Source organism: Williamsia sp. Y712, assembly GCF_059445525.1.
Genome location: NZ_JCAIUN010000002.1, coordinates 593,542 through 615,033, shown reverse-complemented (window position 1 = coordinate 615,033; position 21,492 = coordinate 593,542). Strand labels below are relative to the sequence as shown.

The window sequence follows — 21,492 nt, the reverse complement described above, 5'->3', positions numbered from 1 at the left end:
TCAGGTTCCGATCAGTCAACCATCCGGGATTCGTCGTCGCGCCGTTATCCGTGGCGCATCGCCCAGTCGACCAGCGGGGTTCCCGCTCGCCACTCCGCACGCACACGGTCGACGAGTGCCGGGGTGTGGATGAAGTCCTCGAACCCGAAGTCGCGGGTGGCGGTGAGGGTCTTGTGGCGCAGCAACGCGATCCGGGGATGGTTCACGTCCCACCCACGAGGCGCGGTCTTGAGTTGGCTCCCGCCGATGTCCCAGCCGTCCGCCCGCATGGTCTCGACGAGATGTTCCAGCTCGGGGCCGTGGAGATCGTTGTCGATCGCGGCCCGCAGATTCGCGAGTCGTTCGGCAGAGGTGTCGTAGTAGCCGACGGCGACCTTCACCCCGGGTGCACCGATCTGTACGTAGTAGCCGGTCGCCGGTCCGACGGCCACAAACGCGCCCTGGTGCGTCTTGTACGGGGTCTTGTCCTTCGCGAATCGCACGTCACGGTAGGGGCGGAACACCTTGGGTGCACCGAATTCCTCGCTCAGGGCCTCGGTGAGTTCGCGCATCGGGCCTGCGACAGCGAGTTGGTATGTCTGCTTGTGCGCATCCCAGAACGCTCTGGAGTTGTCCTGCTCCAAGTCGTCGTAGAAGTCGAGTGCGGCCTCGGGGAATCCCTGAAAGCTCATCGTCGGATTCTACGTGGGCGTGGTTTGCCGCTGACCTCCACTTGCCCCGGTAGGCCTTGAGCGGCTACTAATTGAATTCTGGATGAGAATTGCGTTCTCGCTCAGAGAGATCTATGTATTCACAGGTGCGACCGAGGTGAGGACGTGCACGCCCATGTTGTTGGAGCTGTCTGACGATCAAGAGTTCTTCCGGGACACCACGGACCGGTTCCTGTCGGCCAAGGTGCCGGTTGCAGAGCTCCGTCGTCTTCGGGACGACCCGGTCGGGTATCCGTCGGACTACTGGCGCAAAGGCGCCGAGCTCGGTTGGACCAGCCTGCTGGTCGACGAGCGGCACGGTGGTGGATCCATCAGTGGGTCGGGGCTCGCCGACCTCACACTGGTCGCCCACGAGTTCGGCCGCCACGCTGCGCCAGGTCCGCTGCTGCCCACGAACGTCGTCGCCGCACTGCTGAACACCGAGGGCTCCGATGAGCACGTTGCGGTGCTCGAAGCCCTTCTGGCGGGCACGGCGACCGCGGCCTGGGCGCTGGCCCGGCCGAACCCGAAATCATTGGTGGCCGTCCCCGCGACCTCGATCACCATCGACGGCGACGAGGTGGTGGTTCACGGGACCAAGCGGCCCGTCGAAGGTGCTGCCGCCGCCGACCACCTGCTCGTGGTCGGGCGGACCGGAGAAGGTCTGTCGCAGGTGCTCGTCCCGCGGACCGCCGCAGGCGTCACGGTCAAGCCCCTGCAATCGATCGACCTGACCCGGCGCTACGCCGCCGTCGACTTCGACAATGTTCGCGTGCCGCGTTCGGCGCTGGTCGGTGAGCCGGGGCAGGCTCGTGAGGCCGTCACCCGCGGTTGTCAGGTGGCGATCGTGATCAGCTGCGCCGAGTCGGTTGGCGCGATGCAGTCGGTGTTCGACATGACACTCGAGTGGGCTTTCGACCGCTATTCCTTTGGCCGGTCCCTGGCCTCCTACCAGGAGATCAAGCACCGTTTTGCCGACATGAAAATGTGGCTCGAGGCGAGCCACGCGGTCGCCGACGCCGCCGCCGCGGCGGTTGCCGCGCAGGCCCCGAATGCGGCAGAGGTCGTCAGTGCCGCCAAGGCCTACATCGGTCAATACGGCGAAGAACTCATGCAGGACTGCGTGCAGATCCATGGCGGGATCGGTGTCACGTTCGAACACGACCTGCACCTGTACAGCCGGCGCGCGAGTGCCAATCGATCCACCTTCGGAGTTCCTGCCGATCATCGTCAACGCATCGCCGACATCGTCCTGCGCCAGGAGGCCACGGTATGACCGCCCCCAATACAGACACCGACATCGAATCTGTCGAGGACTTCGGCGCCCGCGCGCGGGCCTGGGTTCAGGACAATCTCAAGCGATCCGACCCCGCCGCCCACATCGGGGTCATGCGCAACGAGGGCAGCGACGAGGAAGAAGTCGCTCTCGTCGCGCGCGAGCGTGAGATCCAGCGCATGTTCTACGACGCCGGATTCGCAGGCATCTGCATCCCGCGCGAATACGGCGGGCGCGGTTTGACCCGGGCGCACCTGAAAGCGCTCGACGACGCGCTCGGCGGATACGAGTACCCGGCCCGCCTGCAGTCGCCCACGTTTGCGCCCTGTGTGGGTGTCATCCTCGACTACGGCACCGAAGAGCAGAAGAAGCAGCACATCCCCGCCATCTTGAAGGGCGAGGAGATCTGGATGCAGTTCCTCTCCGAACCCAGCGGTGGGTCGGATGTGGCAGGCGCGCTGACCACGGCGGTGCGTGACGGTGACGAGTGGGTGCTCAACGGTTCGAAGATCTGGACCACCGGCGCCTGGTGGTCGGACTGGGCGCTGTGCCTGGCCCGCACCAACTGGGACGTACCCAAGCACCGCGGACTGACCGTCTTCATGCTTCCGCTGCGCCAACCCGGGATTGAGGTGCATCGCATCGAACTCCTCAACGGGTCGCGGGAGTTCTGTCAGGAGTACCTGACCGATGTCAGGGTCCCGGACAGCGATCGGGTCGGTGAGATCGACAACGGCTGGAAGGTCGGCACCGGCTGGATGTTCCATGAGCGGATGGCTCATCACTCGCCGTATACGACGATGCCTGCGGGGTCGGCCCGCGGTGGTTCGCGCGTGCCCGAACTGGTCGAGGTGCTGCAGGATTCCGGCCGGGCCGACGATCCGATCAGTCGCGATCTTATCGGCGAGGCGCGGATGTTCGATGTGGTCAAAGATGCGTTGCAGCAGCGCATTTCGCGTGGTATCGCCAAGAAGACCGTGTCGGATCAGGCGGCCAGCATCGCCCGGTTGATGACCGGTGTGGCCGCCGTGCGCTCCACGTCTATCGGATACGAGCTCACCGATGCCTCCGGTGCTGCGTGGGACAGCGACGACGGCGCGGTCGCCGAACGGGGTGTGGACAACCTCATGCGGCAGGTCTCCACGATCGCGGGCGGCACCACCGAGATGGCCCGCAACGCGATCAGCGAGCGACTGCTCGGGATGCCGCGTGAGCAGACTCACGACGTCAACCTGGCATTCCGCGATGTGCCGAGGGGTCGTTCCGGCAGCTGAGCCGGCGCAGACCTGCTTACGTAAGCTGTCACCATGGATCGAAGTGGGGGCACTGTGGAGCAACGTGACGCCAAGGGCTTCCTGCAGGCGATATCGAACAAGCGCAATGACATTCGGGATCGACGCACCCTCAACCTGATCTATCGCTGCGCCGTCGGGATCATCGGCGCCGCAGTACTGGCAGTGGGGATCGTGGCCATCCCGTACCCGGGTCCGGGCTGGCTGATCGTGTTCGCCGGCTTGGGCATCTTGGCGACGGAGTTCGTGTGGGCGCATCGCGTGTTGACGTTTGCCAAGGGCAAGTACGACAAATGGATGGACTGGATCTCGGCGCAGCATTGGTCTGTTCAAGCCATATTCTGGTTGTTGACCTGTGCGATCGTCGTGGCAACCCTGTGGGTGCTCGGGGCCCTGGAGATAGGCGCAGGCTGGGTCGGCATCGAATGGACGTGGCTGGCGAGTCCCGTTTTCTGACCGCGTCTGCTCCCGCCGGAGGCAACCGGACGTGGGTCGGCCGGGTGGTCGGCATTACGATCATGGATTGACATGGAACCCGGCCGGCCTCGGTCGGGTGGTTTCATTCGACAAGGAGTACCCAGGTGCCAGAAAATCCCGTTCCCGGTCCATCAGCCACGATCACGGTGGCGGCCGGGACCACCGCGGGTGCGGCGCTACGCGAGAGTGGGCACCCCAACAAGGGTCCCGAGGCGATTGTTGTCGTTCGCGACGCCGACGGCACCCTGCGTGATCTGTCCTGGGCCCCTGACTCCGACACCGTGGTCGAGCCCGTCGCCGCCAACACCGAAGACGGCCGTAGCGTCATCCGGCACTCGGCGGCCCACGTGCTGGCCCAGGCCGTCCAGGACCTGAACCCGAAGGCCAAGCTGGGCATCGGTCCGCCCATCGAGAACGGCTTCTACTACGACTTCGATGTCGAAGAACCGTTCACGCCGGAAGACCTGACCGCGCTCGAGAAGAAGATGAAGCAGATCATCAAGTCGGGTCAGCGCTTCTCGCGTCGCGTCTACGAATCGGTCGATCAGGCCAAGGCCGAACTGGCCGACGAGCCGTACAAGCTCGAACTCGTCGAAGACAAGGGTTCGGCCGACGACCCCGAGGTCATGGAGGTCGGTGGCGCAGAGCTCACCGCCTACGACAACCTCAACCCGCGTACGGGCGAGAAGATCTGGGGCGATCTGTGCCGCGGCCCGCACGTGCCGACCACCAAATACATCACTGCCTTCAAGCTGACCCGTAGCTCGGCGGCCTACTGGCGGGGCAACCAGGACAACGCCGATCTGCAGCGGGTCTACGGCACCGCCTGGGAGTCGGCCGAGGCGATGGACGGCTATCTCGAACTGCTGGCCGAGGCCGAACGCCGCGACCACCGCAAGCTCGGTGCCGAACTCGACCTGTTCAGCTTCCCGGACGCGCTCGGTTCCGGTCTGCCGGTGTTCCACCCCAAAGGCGGCATCATCCGCAAGGAACTCGAGGACTACTCGCGTTCACGTCACATCGAAGAGGGCTACGACTTCGTCAACACCCCTCACGTGACCAAGAGCAATCTCTACGAGATCTCCGGCCACCTCGATTGGTACAAGGACGGGATGTTCCCGGCGATGCACCTCGACGCCGAACTCGACGAGAACGGGCAGGTGCGCAAGCCCGGCCAGGACTACTACCTCAAGCCGATGAACTGCCCGATGCACAACCTGATCTTCAACGCCCGGGGTCGCTCGTACCGCGAACTGCCGCTGCGGCTGTTCGAGTTCGGTGCGGTCTACCGGTATGAGAAGTCCGGTGTCGTCCACGGCTTGACCCGCGTGCGGGGTATGACGCAGGACGACGCCCACATCTACTGCACCAAAGAGCAGATGCGCGCAGAGCTGACCAGCACGCTGAAGTTCGTGCTCGGCCTTCTCCATGACTACGGTCTCGATGACTTCTACCTAGAACTGTCGACCCGCAACCCGGACAAGTCCGTCGGGTCCGATGAGATCTGGGAAGAGGCGACGGCCACCCTCGCCGAGGTCGGTGAGGCGTCCGGCCTACGCCTGGTGCCCGATCCGGGCGGCGCCGCGTTCTACGGCCCGAAGATCTCCGTCCAGGTCAAGGACGCCCTGGGCCGCAACTGGCAGATGTCGACCATCCAGCTCGACTTCAACCTGCCCGAGCGGTTCGAGATGGAGTACACCGGTCCCGACGGTTCCAAGCATCGTCCGGTGATGATCCACCGGGCACTGTTCGGATCCATCGAGCGGTTCTTCGGCGTGCTGACCGAGCATTACGCGGGCGCGTTCCCGGCCTGGCTCTCGCCGGTGCAGGTGGTGGGTATCCCGGTCGCCGACGCGTTCGTTCCGCATCTGGACGATGTTGTGGCGCAGCTCAAGTCGAACGGTGTTCGCGCCGAGGTCGATCAGAGTGACGACCGGATGCAGAAGAAGATCCGCAACCACACGACGGGCAAGGTGCCGTTCATGTTGCTGGCAGGCGAGCGCGACGTCGAGGCGGGCGCGGTGAGCTTCCGGTTCCGGGACGGCACCCAGGTCAACGGTGTGCCGGTCGCCGATGCGGTCCGCATCATCACCGAGTGGGTCCGAGGTCGCCGCAACGAGTCGCCGACTGCAGGGTTGATCGAGGATTCAGGGTTGACCGAGGCGCCGGCGTGATCCGCGACGTCGGGCCGGGGCAACCCGATCGCCTGCAGCGGTTGTGGAGCCCACACCGCATGTCGTACATCACCGCGGCCCCGCGCACCGCGACCGGCAACGGCGACGACTCCGAGTCGTCGGCGGCGTCGGTGCATCCCTTCATCGACATCCCCCGGATGTCCGACGAGGCCGGCCTGATGGTCGCCCGTGGTGAGACGGTCTACGCGGTCCTGAACCTGTATCCGTACAACCCCGGGCATGCGATGATCGTGCCCTACCGTCAGGTCGCCGATCTCGAAGATCTCACCGAGGCCGAAAGCCGTGAGCTGATGGTGTTCACGCAGAAGATGATCCGCGCGATCAAGTCGGTCTCCAATCCCGATGCGTTCAACGTCGGTCTCAATCTCGGGACCGCCGCGGGTGGTTCGCTCGCCGAACACCTGCACCAGCACGTTGTGCCCCGGTGGGGTGGCGACGCCAACTTCATCACGGTGATCGGCGAGACCAAGGTGATGCCGCAGTTGCTCCGCGACACCAGAGCTCTGCTGGCAGAAGCCTGGCTGAAGCTGCAGGATTGACGGCTGGAGTACCCGATGAAGATGTTTCCGATGGAGAGCGTGCTGAATCTATGTTGAGTGTGCTGGGGCGGGCTTCGGTATCCAAGATCACCCTGCCGCTGGGAAAAGTGCTGATCAAGACCGGTCTGACCCCTGATGCGATGACGATCATCGGCACCGTTGCGACGATCGCGGCGGCGGTGACGCTGTTCCCGATGGGCTATCTGTTCGTCGGGACACTGGCGATCTGGCTCTTCGTGATGTTCGACATGCTCGACGGGGCGATGGCCCGGGCCCGCGGTGGCGGCACCAAGTTCGGTGCCGTGCTCGACTCCACCTGCGACCGGCTCGCCGACGGTGCCATCTTCGCCGGGCTCGGCTGGTGGACCCTGGTGGAGGAACCGAGCAAACCCCTGTTCATCGCGACGATGATCTGCCTGGTCACCTCGCAGGTGATCTCTTACGCCAAGGCCCGTGCGGAGGCCAGCGGCCTCAACGGTGATGGCGGGTTGATCGAACGCCCGGATCGCCTGGTCATCGTGTTGGTGGGCACCGGTTTGACCGGACTCGGATTGCCGTGGGCAATTCACATCGCGATGTGGGCACTGGCCGCGGGCAGCGTGATCACCGTCTTCCAGCGGATGTGGTCGGTGTACAAGTCGCCGGGCGCCACGGATCTGCTCCCGATCACAGCTCCGTCGTCGACACCGGACCCCGGCGGGCCGACGGAATGAGCGGGGCCGCAGAACGGCTCGCGGACCTCGGTTACGCGGCCGGTTGGTCGCTGGTCCGGCATCTGCCGGAAGGTGTCGCCCGCAGCGTCTTCGACGGCGTCGGCACGGTCGTGGGCGGTCGCAAAGGCGGTCCCGATCAGTTGCGCAAGAACCTCGCCCGGGTCCTGCGCTGCGAACCCGAGCAGGTCCCGGACGACGTGATGAAGGCCGCGATGCGGTCGTATGCACGTTATTGGCGTGAGTCGTTCCGGCTTCCGTCAATGGATATGGCCGCCGCAGCCTCGCGGGTACATATGCCCGACATCGACCGTGGTCGCATTGAGACCGCCCTCGACAAGGGCAACGGAGTGATCCTCGCCTTGCCCCACTCCGGCAATTGGGACATGGCCGGTGTCTGGCTTGTCGACTTGTTGGGGGAGTTCTCCACCGTCGCCGAGCGGTTGAAGCCCGAATCGCTGTTCGAGAGGTTCGTCCGGTACCGGGAGAGCCTGGGCTTCGAGATCTTCCCGCTCAGCGGAGGAGAGGCACCGCCCTTTCAACAGCTGGCGGCGCGCCTTCGGTCCGGAGGTGTGGTCTGCTTGCTCGGTGAGCGCGATCTCGCCAAACGCGGCGTCCCGGTGACGTTCTTCGGGGAACAGACCCGAATGCCTGCCGGGCCTGCCAAATTGGCGATCGACACCGGTGCCGCGCTGATCGCGGTCCACCATTGGTTCACCGGACCCGACACCTCCGAGCTCTCCTGCAGCGAGGTGATCGACACCACGGGCGGGGTCGAGGCGACCACGCAGGCGATGGCGACGGTGTTCGAGGCCAATATCGCTGCCCATCCCGAAGATTGGCACATGCTGCAACCGCTGTGGGAGGCTGACTGGTCGCACAACCGGCGTCGCATGATCGAGGAGGGGAAAAGCGAGTGAAGATCGGCATGATCTGCCCGTACTCGTTCGACATCCCCGGCGGCGTCCAGGCCCATGTGATGGAACTCGCGCAGGTGTTCATCAACCGCGGACACACCGTCAGTGTGCTCGCGCCCGCAGGCCGGGACACCGAATTGCCCTCCTATGTGGTGTCGGTCGGTGAGGCACTTGCGATTCCGTACAACGGCTCGGTGGCCCGCCTGAACTTCAGTCCGAAAGCGTATGGGCGCCTGCGGAACTGGTTGCGGGAAGAAGAGTTCGACGTCCTCCACGTCCATGAACCCAATTCGCCCAGTATCTCGATGCTCTCCCTGATGGTGGCGCAGGGTCCGATCGTCACCACATTCCATGCCGCGACCACGAAGTCGTTGTGGCTCAGTCTCTTTCAGGGGATTCTGCGTCCCTATCACGAACGGATCGCCGGCAAGATCGCCGTATCCGAACTGGCACGCCGCTGGCAGATGGAATCCCTCGGTTCCGACGCGGTGGAGATCCCGAACGGCGTGCATGTGCGGTCGTTTTCCGATGCGGAGCCGTTCGAAGGCTATCCACGACGGGGCAAGACGATCCTGTTCCTGGGCCGCTATGACGAACCCCGCAAGGGAATGGACGTCCTGATCGGTGCGCTGCCCGCGGTGGTCGCCCGGTATCCCGACGTCCGCGTCCTGGTGGTCGGGGGCGGTCACGAACGGACGCTGCGCGGTAAGGCCGGGGAGTTCGCCGATCGCCTGGTGTTGCTCGGACAGGTCGACGACGAGACCAAGGCCCGGGCCCTGCGGTCGGCCGATGTGTACTGCGCGCCGAACCTGGGTGGCGAGAGTTTCGGCATCGTGCTTGTCGAGGCGATGGCCGCAGGCGCTGCGGTGGTGGCGAGCAAGCTCGACGCATTCCGCCGGGTCCTCGACGACGGACGTTCCGGAGTCCTGGTGGAGGTCGGTGATTCGGAGGAACTCGCCTTCGGGATCATCGCGGCCCTCGGTGACGACGCGAGCCGCTCGGCGATGGTGGAGCGCGCAGAGCAGCGCGCGGCGCGATACGACTGGTCGCAGGTCGCTGATCAGATCCTGCGGGTTTATGACACGGTCACTATCGGGGCCGGCAAGGTGGTAGTCGAAGAATGACGATTTCAGCTCTGACAATCCTGATCCTGGGAATCGTCGCAGTGGTGGTGCTGGCCGGGCTCGGCTGGTCGTACAAGACGGCCAACCGGCTCGATCGCCTGCACGTGCGGGTTGATCTGTCCTGGCAGGCACTCGACGCGGCGCTGGCCCGCCGGGCCGTGGTGGCCCGGTCGATCGGGGCCGGCCTCGGTGGTGACGGCAAAGCGCTGATCGCGGCAGCCGACCGGGCCGAAGGTGCATCGCCCGGCGAACGCGAAGATGCCGAGAACGTGGTGTCCGCCGCATTGGCCCAGGTGGACAGTGGTTCACTGCGCTCACAACTGGTCACCGAGCTCGCCGACGCCGAGACCAGGGTGATGATCGCGCGGCGGTTCTACAACGATGCCGTCCGCGATACCTTGGCGCTGCGACAGCGGCGCCCGGTGCGGTGGCTTCACCTCGGTGGTACCGCGCCACTCCCGACGTACTTCGAGATCGTCGAGCGGGCAGCGGCCTGATCGGCGATCGACCCCCTGCTCGACGGACTGGACGTTCACCTCTCGCCGAGGCGTGTATGCACGCCAAAAGCCCAGGGCATAGACTGAAAGTCCAGGACTTTACTGAACTGTGTATCCACTAGTTGTGTAGGAGTAATTGACGTGAGCAGTGCTTCAGACCTTGGTTCTTCGGTGACTCCGGACGCTTCCGGCACCGGTACTGCGCGGGTGAAGCGCGGTATGGCCGAGATGCTCAAGGGCGGCGTGATCATGGATGTGGTCAACGCGGAGCAGGCCAAGATCGCCGAGGATGCCGGTGCTGTTGCGGTCATGGCACTCGAGCGAGTTCCCGCCGACATCCGAGCCCAGGGCGGCGTCTCCCGGATGAGCGATCCGGACATGATCGATTCGATCATCTCCACGGTGTCGATCCCGGTGATGGCCAAGGCCCGTATCGGCCATTTTGTCGAAGCGCAGATCCTGCAGAGCCTCGGTGTCGACTACATCGACGAGTCCGAGGTCCTGACGCCGGCCGACTACGCCAACCACATCGACAAGTGGCAGTTCACCGTTCCGTTCGTCTGTGGTGCCACCAATCTCGGTGAGGCGCTTCGCCGTATCACCGAAGGTGCCGGGATGATCCGGTCCAAGGGTGAGGCCGGAACCGGCGACGTCTCCAACGCCACCACCCACATGCGCAAGATGCGTGATCAGATCCGGTGGCTGACCTCGCTGCCCAAGGACGAGCTGTTCGTGGCGGCCAAGGAGCTGCAGGCGCCGTACGACCTGGTTGTCGAGATCGCCGAGGCAGGTAAGTTGCCGGTCACCCTGTTCACCGCCGGTGGTATCGCCACCCCGGCCGACGCCGCGATGATGATGCAGCTCGGCGCCGAGGGTGTGTTCGTCGGGTCGGGCATCTTCAAGTCCGGTAACCCGGCGCAGCGTGCCTCCGCCATCGTGCAGGCCACCACCTTCTTCGACGATCCCGATGTCCTGGCCAAGGTCTCCCGCGGGCTGGGCGAAGCAATGGTCGGTATCAACGTCGACGAGATCCCGGAGCCGCACCGCCTCGCAGAGCGCGGCTGGTGACCACGTCCGCTGACTGATCGAGCGCTGCCACGGCAGCGCCGGAGATCGTCCGGGTGTTGTCGGCACCCGCAGGAGCCACTGTGCCGCACCCGCGGGCCGGTGGCTCCTTTGTTTCTGCCGACACGCATATCCAATTCACTGCGCCCGGCGGGTCGATTGTGGATGATCAGACCGGGCAAGGTTGCTGCGCCGGGCGAAGGAAGCTTTGACGTGGCAGATTGATACGTGTTGGCGCGTTCGACCAAAAGACCTGAAGGCGGAGCTCGATGAGCATGGAGACAACCGGGGCGGTTCGGGATGTAACCCGCAGCGGTACAGGTGAGTTCGGCCAGGTCTCGATCTCCTGGGCGGTGGTCAGCGACGTCGGCCTGTTGCGCGAGACCAACGAGGACGCGGTACTGGTGGCCCCCGGGATGGTCCTTGTCGCCGACGGCATGGGCGGACACGACCGTGGCGAGCTCGCCAGTGAGGCGGCGCTGACCGCGTTGTCGACCACCGCCATCAGCGGGATCAACCGCACCCGCGATTCGGTCGTCGAACTCCTCACCGAGGCGCAGCGGCAGATCGAACGGATCGACACCGAGTCCAACCGCCATGCGGGCACAACCATCACCGGTGCGCTGTTGGCCGACCACGATGGTGTGCCGCACTGGCTGGTATTGAACATCGGCGATTCCCGGACGTACCGGTTCTCCGCGGGCAGGCTCGAACAGGTCACCGTCGACCACTCGCAGGTGCAAGAACTTGTCGACGCCGGATATCTGACCGCCGAACAGGCTCGAGTTGACCCGCGGCGCAACGTGATCACGCGGGCCCTGGGTGCCGGCATGGAACAAGAGGCCGACTTCTTCACGTTCCCGGTCGCGATCGGCGATCGCATCCTGGTGTGCTCGGACGGTCTGACCGGAGAGCTCGCCGACAGCGTGATCGCGCAGATCCTCGCAGACCAGCCCGATCCGACGCTGGCCGCGACAACGCTGGTCGCGGCCGCACTGGAATCGGGCGGCCGTGACAACGTGACCGTGGCGATTGCCGATGTCACCGCGGTTCCGGAACTTGTCGAACCCCCCATTCGGTGAGCGTGCCGATGAGCGCGCCGCCTGAGTCGTTCGTCGACTATTGCGGCGAGCGTCACCCGCTGGACCCGGACGAACCCTTCCACATCGGCCGTGACGCCGATCTGGACATCGACGACAACCCGTATCTGCACCGCAAGTTCCTGATGATCCATTTCGAACAGGGTCTGTGGTGGCTGTCCAATGTCGGCTCGCATCTGTCGGCGGGTGTTGTCGCCGGTGAAGCGGGCTTCCAGGCCACCCTGGCTCCTGGCGCCAGGGTGCCGTTGACATCCGGGGTGACCGCGGTCGTGTTCACCGCCGGACCCACCACCTATGAACTCGACATCCATTCGGGCACAACCCCTTTGGTGAGTCTGGATCGGCCTGGCGAACCGACGGGCAGTGGGGAGGCGACCATCGGTGTCGTATCCCTGACGGAGAGCCAGAAGCTGCTCATCGTGGTACTCGCCGAAGAGGTGTTGCGCCGCAACGGCACCGGAGCGAGTTCGATCCCGTCATCCGCGCGGGCCGCGCATCGGCTCGGCTGGTCGCTGACCAAGTTCAATCGCAAACTCGACAACGTCTGCGACAAATTCGATCAGATCGGCGTGTCCGGGATGCGGGGTGGCTCGGGTCGGCTCGCCAGCAATCGCCGGGTCAAGCTCGTCGAGTACGCCGTCGCCTCCCGGGTGGTCACCCGCGCCGACCTCCCGTTGATCGAGGCCGAGGCGCGGCGCAGCGGTGTGACGGGCGGCTGATCGCCCGCAAGTGTGCCCGATGGGGCACGATCTCCGGGTACTCGCCGTGAAAAGGTGGTCTTACCTGCATCGATGGGGTGGGTAGTTCTCCCCATCGACACGTCGCTCGTAGCGGTTTTAGTGTTGTGACATTCCACAGCCGCGCCGCAGCGCAGCGAGTTGGCCCAACACCTAGTAGGAGACCGTGATGACCGTATTGCACAACACTTTTCACGCGCCGACCCGTCCCCGCGTCGGCTACCGGCCGGCGACCCCGGCCCGGCTGACCCGTGAAGAGGCGTTGGCCCGGCTGGCACAGCGCACGATGCCACTTCCGGGTCGGCAGACGACCACCTGCACCACGCCGGGTGCTCCGACGTCACCGACCCGGCAGGCGGGCCAGGGCCAGGTCGATTCGGTGGCCACCCGGACATACCCGAAGCCGAAGCTGTCGCAACGGGAGATCGAGGTGCTCCGGGCCTGGCTGAACCTCGACTCGAAATCGGCTGTCGCCGAATCACTCTTCATCTCGCTCGGCACCGTCAACACGCACCTCGCGCGAATCCGCGTGAAGTACAACGAGGTCGGGCGCGGAGCATCGACCAAAGCGGCTCTGGTGGCGCGGGCCATCCAGGACGGGATCGTCTCCATCGACGACTTGTGAAGTAGTCGCCCGCGGGTGCGGGTGATCGGCCTCTGACGCCACGTGGGCAATAATCGTGGTCAGAAAGGGGTCAACCACATGGCGATGATCGAAGAGATCCTCCAACTCGAGGAAATCGAGAAGGACATCTACCGGGGGCGGGTTCACGAGAGTTTCCTCGAACGCACCTTCGGCGGGCAGGTCGCCGGACAGGCACTGGTGTCGGCCACCCGGAGTGTCGAGGACCGTTTCAACGTGCACTCGCTGCACGGCTACTTCCTTCGCGGGGGCAACCCGCTCGAACCGACGGTGTACCTCGTCGATCGGATCCGCGACGGCCGGTCGTTCTGCACGCGCCGGGTCACCGCCATCCAGGACGGCCTGGCAATCTTCACGATGTCGGCCTCGTTCCACGTCGATGACCAGGGTTATGAACACCAGGACACGATGCCCCGGGTCAAACGGCCCGAAGAGCTCGTCGACCTGCTGACCGTTGACGACCCGGAACTCAAGGCGCCCTACCGTGAATGGCAGAACTTCGACGTCCGGATCGTTCCGCGTGACGATCTGATCGGCAGCCGGGACCTCGCGGCGCAGCAGCAGGTGTGGTTCCGCTACCGCACCCCGCTGCCCGACGACCAGGTGTTCCACGTCTGCACACTCGCGTACATGAGCGACATGACATTGCTGGGTTCGGCGAAGGTCCCGCACCCCGACGAAGACGCGCAGTTCGCCTCCCTCGACCACGCGATGTGGTTCCTCCGCCCGTTCCGCGCCGACGAATGGCTGCTCTACGACCAGACGTCACCGTCGGCCAGTGGGGGTCGCTCGTTGACCCAGGGCCGGATCTACGATCACCGGGGCGTGATGGTGGCCGCGGTCACGCAGGAGGGGCTGACCAGGACCGGACGTCCCGTTCCGGCCGACCAGCACGCGAAGCGGCCGAGTTGAGCAGCGCACCCCGGATCGGCATCCTCGCACTGCAGGGTGATGTCCGCGAACATCACGACGCGCTGACCAAGGCGGGGGCGCAGGCCTGCGCGATCCGCCGGCCGAGTGAACTCGACCAGATCGACGGAATCGTCATCCCCGGTGGCGAATCGACCACGATGAGCAAGTTGCTGGTGATCCTCGACCTGCTCGAACCGTTGCGCAAGGCTCTCGCCGGTGGCCTGCCCGCCTACGGTTCCTGTGCCGGGATGATCATGCTCGCCAGCAACATCCTCGATACGCGTCCCGATGCCCAGCACCTCGATGCCCTCGACATCACCGTGCGCCGCAACGCATTCGGACGTCAGGTCGCCTCGTTCGAGACCGACCTCGAACTCGTCGGCATCCCTGGCGGCCCGATGCGTGCGGTCTTCATCCGCGCGCCGTGGGTGGAGTCGACGGGGGAGGGCGTCGAGGTACTCGGCACGGTCCCCGACGGTCCGGCCGCCGGTCGGGTGGTGGCGGTACGTCAGGGCAATGTCCTGGCGACCTCATTTCATCCCGAGGTGACGGGCGATTTACGGGTCCACGAGTACTTTGCCGAGATGGTCAGAAATACCCGCTGATACTGCGAGTAGGATCGATCCGCACCTCCACGCCAGAAGACCAGAGCTGTACGAAAGGGGCTTGCGCCAATGAGCGGCCACTCCAAATGGGCCACCACCAAGCACAAGAAGGCGGTGGTCGATGCCAAGCGCGGCAAGATGTTTGCCAAGCTCGTCAAGAACATCGAGGTCGCAGCGCGGACCGGTGGCGGCGACCCGGTTGGTAACCCCACGTTGTACGACGCGATTCAGAAGGCCAAGAAGTCGTCGGTGCCCAACGACAACATCGAACGCGCCCGCAAACGTGGCGGCGGCGAAGAGGCCGGTGGCGCCGACTGGCAGAACATCACGTACGAGGGTTACGGACCCAACGGTGTTGCAATCCTGATCGAGTGCCTCACCGACAACCGCAACCGGGCTGCCACCGAGGTGCGCACCGCGATGAGCCGCAACGGCGGCAACATGGCCGATCCGGGTTCGGTGTCGTACCTGTTCGCCCGCAAGGGTGTGGTGACCCTCGAGAAGAACGGTCTGTCGGAGGACGACGTGTTGATGGCTGTTCTCGAGGCCGGCGCCGAAGAAGTCACCGATCTTGGGACGCAGTTCGAGATCGTCAGTGAGCCAACCGATCTCGTTGCCGTTCGCACCGCGTTGCAGGACGCCGGAATCGACTACGAATCCGCCGAGGCCAGCTTCCGCGCCTCGGTCGAGGTGCCGGTCGACGCCGAGGGTGCACGCAAGGTCTTCCGGCTGATCGACGCGCTCGAGGATTCGGACGACGTGCAAGACGTCTACACCAACATCGACATCAGCGACGACGTGCTCGCCGAACTCGAACAGGACGCCTGACCCGGCGTGTTGTTGCCTCGGCTTGTTCGACGCGGCCGCTAGGATATCGAACAGTTGTTCGTTTCTGGCTGGTTGTTGTCGAAGGTGGAGATGCATGCGTGTGATGGGTGTGGACCCAGGGTTGACCCGGTGCGGGATTGCGCTGGTTCAATCCGGCTCCGGTCGCGCTGTGACGGCACTTGACGTCGACGTGATCCGCACGCCCCCGGACATGCCGCTGGAGAACCGGTTGCTCGCCATCCACACGGCCGCCGAGCACTGGCTCGATGTCCACAGCCCGGACGTGGTGGCGATCGAGCGGGTCTTCGCGCAGCATCAGGTCAGCACCGCCATGGGTACCGCCCAGGCCGGGGGAGTGATCGCGCTGGCCGCGGCCAAACGGGGTGTCCCCGTGCGATTTCACACGCCGAGTGAGGTGAAGGCCGCTGTCACCGGCAGCGGCCGTGCCGACAAGGCGCAGGTGACCGCCATGGTCACCCGCATCCTGGGCATGCAGCAGGCTCCCAAACCGGCCGATGCCGCCGACGCGCTGGCGTTGGCGATCTGTCATTGCTGGCGCGGACCGATCGCCGAGCGCATGGAGGCGGCCCAGGCAAAGGCATTGGCCCAACAAAAGGCGTATCGCGAGCGAGTCGCCCAGGCGAAGAAGGCGGCGGCGCGATGATCGCTTCGGTTCGTGGTCCGGTGGTGGACGTGGCACTCGACCATGTGGTCATCGATTGCGGCGGCGTCGGGTATCAGGTCCTGGTCACCCCCAGTACCGCCGGATCGGTACGCCGTGGCGTCGAGGCCCTTCTGTTGACGACGATGATCGTCCGCGAAGACTCGATGACCTTGTACGGCTTCACCGAACCCGACGCCAGATCGCTGTTCACCCTGTTGCAGACGGTGACCGGGGTCGGTCCGCGGTTGGCGATGGCCACCCTCGCGGTCCTCGAGCCCGATGCCTTGCGACAAGCATTGGCGGGCGGCGACACCAAGGCATTGATCACCGTGCCCGGCATCGGCAAGCGGGTCGCCGAGCGTCTCGTCGTCGAACTGCGCGACAAGGTCGAGCGGCCACATGCCGCCTCCACAGGTGATTCCTCGATGTCGAGTTTCACCATTCGCGACCAGGTGTCCGAAGCCCTCGTCGGACTCGGATTCGCCGCCCCGCAGGCAGAGAAGGCCGTCATCGCGGTCCTCGCCGACCGGCCGGATGCCGATTCGGCAACCGTGCTGCGAGCCGCGCTGGCGTCACTGGGTAAGACCAAGTGATGGGTGGGTCGTCATGATCGGCGCCGGGGACGACAACTTCGGGGACGACAACTTCGGAGACGGCGATTTCGGAGACGGCGATTTCGGTGGCGACGATTTCGGGGCCGGGTCCGATGAGTCGTCCAGTCGGACCGTCAATGCCGGTCGCATCACGGGTGACGGCGATCTCGACAACAGTCTGCGGCCACGGAGCCTTGGCGATTTCATCGGGCAGCCACGGGTCTGTGAACAGCTCGAACTCGTGCTGCAAGCCGCCCGCGGACGCGGCGGGACACCGGATCACATTCTGCTCTCCGGTCCACCCGGACTCGGCAAGACCTCGCTCGCGATGATCATCGCCTCCGAGATGGGTGCGGCGCTGCGCGTGACGTCGGGTCCGGCGCTCGAACGGGCAGGCGATCTCGCCGCGATGCTCTCCAACCTCGTCGAGGGTGATGTGCTCTTCATCGACGAGATCCACCGGATCGCCCGGCCCGCAGAGGAGATGCTGTACCTCGCGATGGAGGACTTCCGTGTCGACGTGATCGTCGGCAAGGGACCCGGTGCCACATCGATCCCGCTCGATGTCGCACCGTTCACGTTGGTCGGCGCAACCACGCGGTCAGGTGCCCTCACCGGACCGTTGCGTGACCGGTTCGGCTTCACCGCGCACATGGAGTTCTACGACACCGGTGAACTCGAGCGGGTTCTGAACCGGGCGGCGGGAATTCTCGGGATCACCATGCGGCCCGACGCCGGTGCCGAGATCGCTTCCCGGTCCCGGGGCACGCCCCGGATCGCCAACCGCCTGCTGCGGCGCGTCCGGGACTACGCGGAGGTGCGGGCCGATGGCGTGGTCGATCTGGCCGTGGCACGTGCTGCACTGGCCGTCTACGACGTCGACGAACTCGGATTCGATCGTCTCGACCGTGCTGTGCTCGCAGCCCTGATCAGGGGTTTTGGCGGCGGGCCGGTGGGTGTGTCAACCCTTGCGGTGGCAGTTGGAGAAGAACCCGCCACCGTCGAAGAGGTGTGTGAACCGTTCCTGGTGCGCGCCGGGATGATCGCCCGGACCCCTCGCGGCCGGGTCGCGACCGCAGCTGCGTGGCATCACCTCGGGCTGAATCCGCCGGCGGGTGCACTCAGTGCGGGCTTCGGTGTGCGGGCGCGGGACGACGGTCCCGAGGTGGTTTCGCTGTTCGATCCATCCGACGAGAAGGGGATCTGACAAGGGGCTGTTCCAAGCCGGATCTGGCATGGTGCGGCGAAGATGGCACACTGGTCAGTGATTGCGAGCACTTCTCGCGACCGCGAATTACAACCAAGGACTGAACACACCTCATGGAATTGCTATTCCCCCTACTGCTGGTCTTCTTGGTCGGCATGATGTTCCTGTCTGTCCGCCGCCAGAAGAAGGCAGTGGCAGAAGCCAAGACCATGCAGGAATCCCTGCAGGTCGGCGTCCGCGTCCAGACCACGTCCGGTGTCTACGGCACCGTGACCGGACTGGCCGAGGGAGCTGTTGATCTCGAGATCGCCGACGGCTTCGTCTCTCGGTGGAACCGCCTCGCCATTCGCGAGGTCGTCCACTCCGATGACCTCGCCGACAGCTACCCGGGTGTCGGATTGGTCGGCAGCAACGATGCCGAGATCGAATACAACGGCATCCACGATGACGACGAAGACCTGGGCAGCTCCGACAACGGCGACAAGAATGTCAGCCTGGAGAAGCCGCACGAAGACCAAGACAAAGCGTAAGTACGAAGCCCATACCGGGGCGCCTCCAAGGAGGTGTCGCGACACAACTGTGGTCGCGGCACGTACCGTGGCGGGCGCCCCTGCGGTGTGCATGGGGTATCTAGAACAACCGAGGAGACGTAGGCAGCGTGGCATCGTCGTCGAACCGTGAGGCACCGCCTATACGGTCTTTGATCGTCTTTTTCTTATTGATGATCGTGGTGTACGGGTTGGTGTTCTTCACCGGCAACCAAGATCCGACACCCAAGCTGGGTATCGACCTACAGGGCGGTACCCGGGTCACACTGACCGCTCGTACCCCTGATGGCGCCGCGCCGAGCAAAGATCAGCTCGACAAGGCAAAGCAGATCATCGAGCAGCGCGTCAACGGGCTCGGTGTCTCCGGGTCCGAGGTGGTCATCACCGGTGACAACCTGGTCATCACGGTGCCCGGCGACGACGGTCAGCAGGCGCGCACCCTCGGGCAGACCGCCCTGCTGTACGTCCGGCCCGTCGCCACCGTTCAGGCGGCGACACCTCAGCCGGCGGCAACCACCCCCGAGGACCAGACGCCGGAAGAGGCGATCGCCGAGGCGAAGCGGTTGCGGCAGGCTCCGGCCGATGCCGACACCACCGCCTTGACCGAGTACATGTCGAAGATGAACTGTGATCCTTCGGTGCCGGATCCGTTGCAGGGCAACGACGATCCCGATCAGTACCTGGTGACCTGTTCAGAGGACGGTTCGCAGGTCTATCTGCTGGAACCGCAGATCCTCAAGGGCAGCGACATCGACAAGGCCGAGGCAGGCACCACCCAGGGGGCCGGTGCCTGGATCGTGCGCCTGGACTACAAGGGTGGCGCCAGCGATCGATGGGCGAGCTACACGGCCCAGAACATCGGCAAGGCGACGGCGTTCACGCTCGACTCCAAGGTCGTGAGCGCTCCCCAGATCAACGGTGCCATCAGTGGCACCACCGAGGTCAGTGGTGACTTCACCCAGACCGAGGCAAAAGACCTCGCCAACGTCCTCAAATACGGATCGTTGCCGTTGTCGTTCGAGGCCTCTGATGCGGAGACGGTGTCGGCAACACTGGGCTGGTCCTCGCTCAAGGCAGGTCTGATCGCGGGTCTGGTCGGACTCCTCGCCGTCTTCATCTACGCATTGCTGTACTACCGCATGCTCGGAATCCTGACCGTTGTCTCGCTCGTGATGTCGGGGATCATGGTCTACGGGATCATGGTCCTGCTCGGCCGATACATCGGCTTCTCGCTCGACCTCGCAGGTATTGCCGGTCTGGTCATCGGTATCGGTATGACCGCCGACTCGTTTGTCGTCTACTTCGAGCGAATAAAGGACGAGATGCGCGAGGGCCGAAGTTTCCGGTCCGCCGTGCCTCGCGGCTGGGCGCGCGCGAAGCGGACCATCTGGTCCGGTAACGCGGTCTCCCTGATCTCGGCCGCGGTGCTGTACTTCCTGGCGATCGGTGACGTCCGAGGATTCGCGTTCACGCTCGGCCTCACGACCATCCTCGATGTCGCGGTGGTGTTCATGGTGACGTACCCGCTGGTGGTCTACGCATCACGTTCGAAGTTCCTGTCCAAGCCCTCTGTCAACGGACTGGGCGCCGTCACCGATGTGGCGCGCGAGCGCCGCAACGCTGCCGCGGCGGATCGTCCGACATCGACCTCAGGAGGAGTGCGCAATGGCTGAGGTCGATCGCCTGGCACCCACGAGTGACGCGAACTTTGTCGCGGCCACCAATCGTTCGGCGTTTTCACGGCTCTACACCGGTACCGGCGCTTTCCAGATCGTCGGTAGGCGCAAGATGTGGTATCTCATCACGCTGGCGCTGGTGGTCATCTCACTGGCCAGTATCGGTATCCGGGGTTTCACGCTCGGTATCGACTTCGAGGGTGGCACCCAGATCTCGCTCCCGATGTCGAGTGAGATCAGCACCGGAGACGTCGAGGACGTCTACACCCAGGCCATGGGCAGTGCCCCGGAGTCGGTGCAGACCGCCGGTTCGGGTTCGAGCAAGACGGTGCAAATCCGCACCGAGACCTTGAACGCGCAAGAAGTGGTCAAGGTCAACACGGCGCTGGCAGACGCTTTCGGACTGGCGCCGAACGACGTGAGCTCGTCCGAGGTCAGCTCCACCTGGGGTGGTGAGATCACCGAGAAGGCGATCATCGCCCTGATCGTGTTCCTGGTCATCGTGACGGTGTACATCGCCATCCGGTTCGACCGGGAGATGGCATTGGCGGCGATGGCCGCCCTGATCTTCGACATCATCACCACCGCCGGGATCTATTCACTGGTCGGATTCGAGGTGACCCCGGCGACCGTGATCGGCTTCCTCGCGATTCTGGGTTTCTCGCTGTACGACACGGTGGTGGTCTTCGACAAGGTCGAGGAGAACGTCCGAGGGGTGACGCACACGGCGCGCCGCACGTACGCCGAGCAGGCCAACCTCGCGGTGAACCAGACATTCATGCGGTCCATCAACACCACGGTCATCTCGGTGTTGCCGGTGCTGGCGCTGATGATCATCGCGGTCTGGCTCCTCGGGGTCGGAACCCTGAAGGATCTGGCCCTGGTCCAGATGGTCGGTGTGATCACCGGGACGTACTCGTCGCTCTTCTTCGCCACACCGCTGCTGGTCACGCTGAAGGAGCGCCGCAAAGACATCGGGGCACACACCCGCAAGGTGCTCGCGCGCCGTGCCGAGCGTGAAGAACGCGTGAGCGTCTCCGGCGATGCCGGGTCCGCCGCCACTGAATCCTCGACCACAGGGTCCAAGACGACGCTGACCAAGACCGCGCAGACAACCAAGCGTGCGGCCCGTCCGGGAAGTACTCCGGAACCCGGGGCGCGTCCGTCGGGTAAGCGCAGGCGCAAGCACTAACCTCAC

At 64.9% G+C, this 21,492-nt stretch carries 22 protein-coding genes and 1 pseudogene; 22 read left to right on the top strand and 1 reads right to left on the bottom strand.

From position 1 onward, the window contains the following. Positions 1 to 44: 44 nt before the first annotated feature. Positions 45 to 671 carry a DUF2461 domain-containing protein gene (locus tag AC1D75_RS17650; protein ID WP_495516608.1) on the bottom strand — a complete coding sequence of 209 codons (627 nt, stop codon included), beginning with the start codon at positions 669 to 671 and terminating at the stop codon, positions 45 to 47. A gap of 154 nt (positions 672 to 825) precedes the next feature. Here AC1D75_RS17650 and AC1D75_RS17645 point away from each other — a divergent pair, with 154 nt between their 5' ends. The 22 genes and pseudogenes from AC1D75_RS17645 (at position 826) to secF (ending at position 21,486) form a co-directional block, all read left to right on the top strand. Then, on the top strand, positions 826 to 1,965 hold the full coding sequence (locus AC1D75_RS17645; protein ID WP_495516607.1) for an acyl-CoA dehydrogenase family protein: 1,140 nt from the start codon (positions 826 to 828) through the stop codon (positions 1,963 to 1,965). Next, the gene (locus AC1D75_RS17640) at positions 1,962 to 3,239 is read left to right on the top strand and encodes an acyl-CoA dehydrogenase family protein (protein ID WP_495516606.1); all 1,278 of its coding nucleotides are present in this window, start codon (positions 1,962 to 1,964) and stop codon (positions 3,237 to 3,239) included. The genes AC1D75_RS17645 and AC1D75_RS17640 overlap by 4 nt, the downstream gene beginning before the upstream one ends. Positions 3,240 to 3,272: 33 nt before the next feature. Further along, positions 3,273 to 3,713, top strand: a complete 441-nt coding sequence (locus AC1D75_RS17635; RefSeq protein ID WP_495516605.1) for a TIGR02611 family protein — start codon at positions 3,273 to 3,275, stop codon at positions 3,711 to 3,713. 125 nt (positions 3,714 to 3,838) lie between these two features. Continuing rightward, entirely contained in the window at positions 3,839 to 5,908 is a 2,070-nt protein-coding gene (gene thrS / locus AC1D75_RS17630; protein WP_495516604.1) for a threonine--tRNA ligase, read from the top strand. Next, a complete protein-coding gene (locus tag AC1D75_RS17625; protein ID WP_495516603.1) occupies positions 5,905 to 6,468 on the top strand; it encodes an ATP adenylyltransferase in 564 nt (187 codons plus the stop codon). The genes thrS and AC1D75_RS17625 overlap by 4 nt, the downstream gene beginning before the upstream one ends. Positions 6,469 to 6,518: 50 nt before the next feature. Continuing rightward, on the top strand, positions 6,519 to 7,181 hold the full coding sequence (gene pgsA / locus AC1D75_RS17620) for a phosphatidylinositol phosphate synthase (protein WP_495516602.1): 663 nt from the start codon (positions 6,519 to 6,521) through the stop codon (positions 7,179 to 7,181). Further along, positions 7,178 to 8,098, top strand: coding sequence for a phosphatidylinositol mannoside acyltransferase (locus tag AC1D75_RS17615; RefSeq protein WP_495516601.1), 921 nt, complete (start codon positions 7,178 to 7,180; stop codon positions 8,096 to 8,098). The genes pgsA and AC1D75_RS17615 overlap by 4 nt, the downstream gene beginning before the upstream one ends. Next, positions 8,095 to 9,219, top strand: coding sequence for a glycosyltransferase family 4 protein (locus tag AC1D75_RS17610; RefSeq protein ID WP_495516600.1), 1,125 nt, complete (start codon positions 8,095 to 8,097; stop codon positions 9,217 to 9,219). The genes AC1D75_RS17615 and AC1D75_RS17610 overlap by 4 nt, the downstream gene beginning before the upstream one ends. Further along, a pseudogene (locus AC1D75_RS17605) lies at positions 9,216 to 9,710 on the top strand (LemA family protein); the annotation flags it as partial. The gene AC1D75_RS17610 and the pseudogene AC1D75_RS17605, both read left to right, overlap by 4 nt. Before the next feature lie 147 nt (positions 9,711 to 9,857). Next, entirely contained in the window at positions 9,858 to 10,784 is a 927-nt protein-coding gene (gene pdxS, locus AC1D75_RS17600) for a pyridoxal 5'-phosphate synthase lyase subunit PdxS (RefSeq protein WP_495516599.1), read from the top strand. Positions 10,785 to 11,056: 272 nt separating this feature from the next. Next, positions 11,057 to 11,863 carry a PP2C family protein-serine/threonine phosphatase gene (locus AC1D75_RS17595; RefSeq protein ID WP_495516921.1) on the top strand — a complete coding sequence of 269 codons (807 nt, stop codon included), beginning with the start codon at positions 11,057 to 11,059 and terminating at the stop codon, positions 11,861 to 11,863. An 8-nt stretch (positions 11,864 to 11,871) separates the two neighbouring features. Then, positions 11,872 to 12,600: an FHA domain-containing protein gene (locus AC1D75_RS17590; protein ID WP_495516598.1), complete on the top strand. Its 729-nt coding sequence runs from the start codon at positions 11,872 to 11,874 to the stop codon at positions 12,598 to 12,600. Between the two features lie 187 nt (positions 12,601 to 12,787). Beyond that, positions 12,788 to 13,243: a response regulator transcription factor gene (locus AC1D75_RS17585; RefSeq protein WP_495516597.1), complete on the top strand. Its 456-nt coding sequence runs from the start codon at positions 12,788 to 12,790 to the stop codon at positions 13,241 to 13,243. Between the two features lie 78 nt (positions 13,244 to 13,321). Continuing rightward, positions 13,322 to 14,173, top strand: a complete 852-nt coding sequence (locus AC1D75_RS17580; protein WP_495516596.1) for an acyl-CoA thioesterase — start codon at positions 13,322 to 13,324, stop codon at positions 14,171 to 14,173. Continuing rightward, positions 14,170 to 14,778: a pyridoxal 5'-phosphate synthase glutaminase subunit PdxT gene (pdxT, locus tag AC1D75_RS17575; protein WP_495516595.1), complete on the top strand. Its 609-nt coding sequence runs from the start codon at positions 14,170 to 14,172 to the stop codon at positions 14,776 to 14,778. Before AC1D75_RS17580 ends, pdxT begins: the two co-directional genes overlap by 4 nt. 69 nt (positions 14,779 to 14,847) lie before the next feature. Next, positions 14,848 to 15,606 carry a YebC/PmpR family DNA-binding transcriptional regulator gene (locus AC1D75_RS17570; RefSeq protein WP_495516594.1) on the top strand — a complete coding sequence of 253 codons (759 nt, stop codon included), beginning with the start codon at positions 14,848 to 14,850 and terminating at the stop codon, positions 15,604 to 15,606. A gap of 94 nt (positions 15,607 to 15,700) precedes the next feature. Beyond that, on the top strand, positions 15,701 to 16,270 hold the full coding sequence (gene ruvC, locus AC1D75_RS17565) for a crossover junction endodeoxyribonuclease RuvC (RefSeq protein WP_482139297.1): 570 nt from the start codon (positions 15,701 to 15,703) through the stop codon (positions 16,268 to 16,270). Then, entirely contained in the window at positions 16,267 to 16,863 is a 597-nt protein-coding gene (ruvA, locus tag AC1D75_RS17560; protein WP_495516593.1) for a Holliday junction branch migration protein RuvA, read from the top strand. The genes ruvC and ruvA overlap by 4 nt, the downstream gene beginning before the upstream one ends. A gap of 13 nt (positions 16,864 to 16,876) precedes the next feature. Continuing rightward, on the top strand, positions 16,877 to 18,070 hold the full coding sequence (ruvB, locus tag AC1D75_RS17555; protein ID WP_495516592.1) for a Holliday junction branch migration DNA helicase RuvB: 1,194 nt from the start codon (positions 16,877 to 16,879) through the stop codon (positions 18,068 to 18,070). Positions 18,071 to 18,183: 113 nt separating this feature from the next. Further along, positions 18,184 to 18,600, top strand: a complete 417-nt coding sequence (yajC, locus tag AC1D75_RS17550) for a preprotein translocase subunit YajC (protein WP_495516591.1) — start codon at positions 18,184 to 18,186, stop codon at positions 18,598 to 18,600. A 128-nt stretch (positions 18,601 to 18,728) separates the two neighbouring features. Continuing rightward, complete coding sequence (gene secD, locus AC1D75_RS17545) at positions 18,729 to 20,291, top strand: protein translocase subunit SecD (RefSeq protein ID WP_495516590.1); 1,563 nt, start codon at positions 18,729 to 18,731, stop codon at positions 20,289 to 20,291. Then, positions 20,284 to 21,486 (top strand): protein translocase subunit SecF, encoded by a 1,203-nt coding sequence (secF, locus tag AC1D75_RS17540; RefSeq protein ID WP_495516589.1) that lies wholly within the window; start codon positions 20,284 to 20,286, stop codon positions 21,484 to 21,486. Before secD ends, secF begins: the two co-directional genes overlap by 8 nt. The last annotated feature ends 6 nt before the right edge of the window (positions 21,487 to 21,492 follow it).

Coding starts and splice junctions, on each gene's coding strand:
- AC1D75_RS17650 (WP_495516608.1), bottom strand. CDS start 671: ATGAGCTTTCAGGGATTCCCCGAGGCCGCACTCGACTTCTACGACGAC.
- AC1D75_RS17645 (WP_495516607.1), top strand. CDS start 826: ATGTTGTTGGAGCTGTCTGACGATCAAGAGTTCTTCCGGGACACCACG.
- AC1D75_RS17640 (WP_495516606.1), top strand. CDS start 1,962: ATGACCGCCCCCAATACAGACACCGACATCGAATCTGTCGAGGACTTC.
- AC1D75_RS17635 (WP_495516605.1), top strand. CDS start 3,273: ATGGATCGAAGTGGGGGCACTGTGGAGCAACGTGACGCCAAGGGCTTC.
- pgsA (WP_495516602.1), top strand. CDS start 6,519: ATGTTGAGTGTGCTGGGGCGGGCTTCGGTATCCAAGATCACCCTGCCG.
- AC1D75_RS17615 (WP_495516601.1), top strand. CDS start 7,178: ATGAGCGGGGCCGCAGAACGGCTCGCGGACCTCGGTTACGCGGCCGGT.
- AC1D75_RS17595 (WP_495516921.1), top strand. CDS start 11,057: ATGGAGACAACCGGGGCGGTTCGGGATGTAACCCGCAGCGGTACAGGT.
- AC1D75_RS17590 (WP_495516598.1), top strand. CDS start 11,872: ATGAGCGCGCCGCCTGAGTCGTTCGTCGACTATTGCGGCGAGCGTCAC.
- AC1D75_RS17585 (WP_495516597.1), top strand. CDS start 12,788: ATGACCGTATTGCACAACACTTTTCACGCGCCGACCCGTCCCCGCGTC.
- AC1D75_RS17580 (WP_495516596.1), top strand. CDS start 13,322: ATGGCGATGATCGAAGAGATCCTCCAACTCGAGGAAATCGAGAAGGAC.
- AC1D75_RS17570 (WP_495516594.1), top strand. CDS start 14,848: ATGAGCGGCCACTCCAAATGGGCCACCACCAAGCACAAGAAGGCGGTG.
- ruvC (WP_482139297.1), top strand. CDS start 15,701: ATGCGTGTGATGGGTGTGGACCCAGGGTTGACCCGGTGCGGGATTGCG.
- ruvA (WP_495516593.1), top strand. CDS start 16,267: ATGATCGCTTCGGTTCGTGGTCCGGTGGTGGACGTGGCACTCGACCAT.
- ruvB (WP_495516592.1), top strand. CDS start 16,877: ATGATCGGCGCCGGGGACGACAACTTCGGGGACGACAACTTCGGAGAC.
- yajC (WP_495516591.1), top strand. CDS start 18,184: ATGGAATTGCTATTCCCCCTACTGCTGGTCTTCTTGGTCGGCATGATG.
- secF (WP_495516589.1), top strand. CDS start 20,284: ATGGCTGAGGTCGATCGCCTGGCACCCACGAGTGACGCGAACTTTGTC.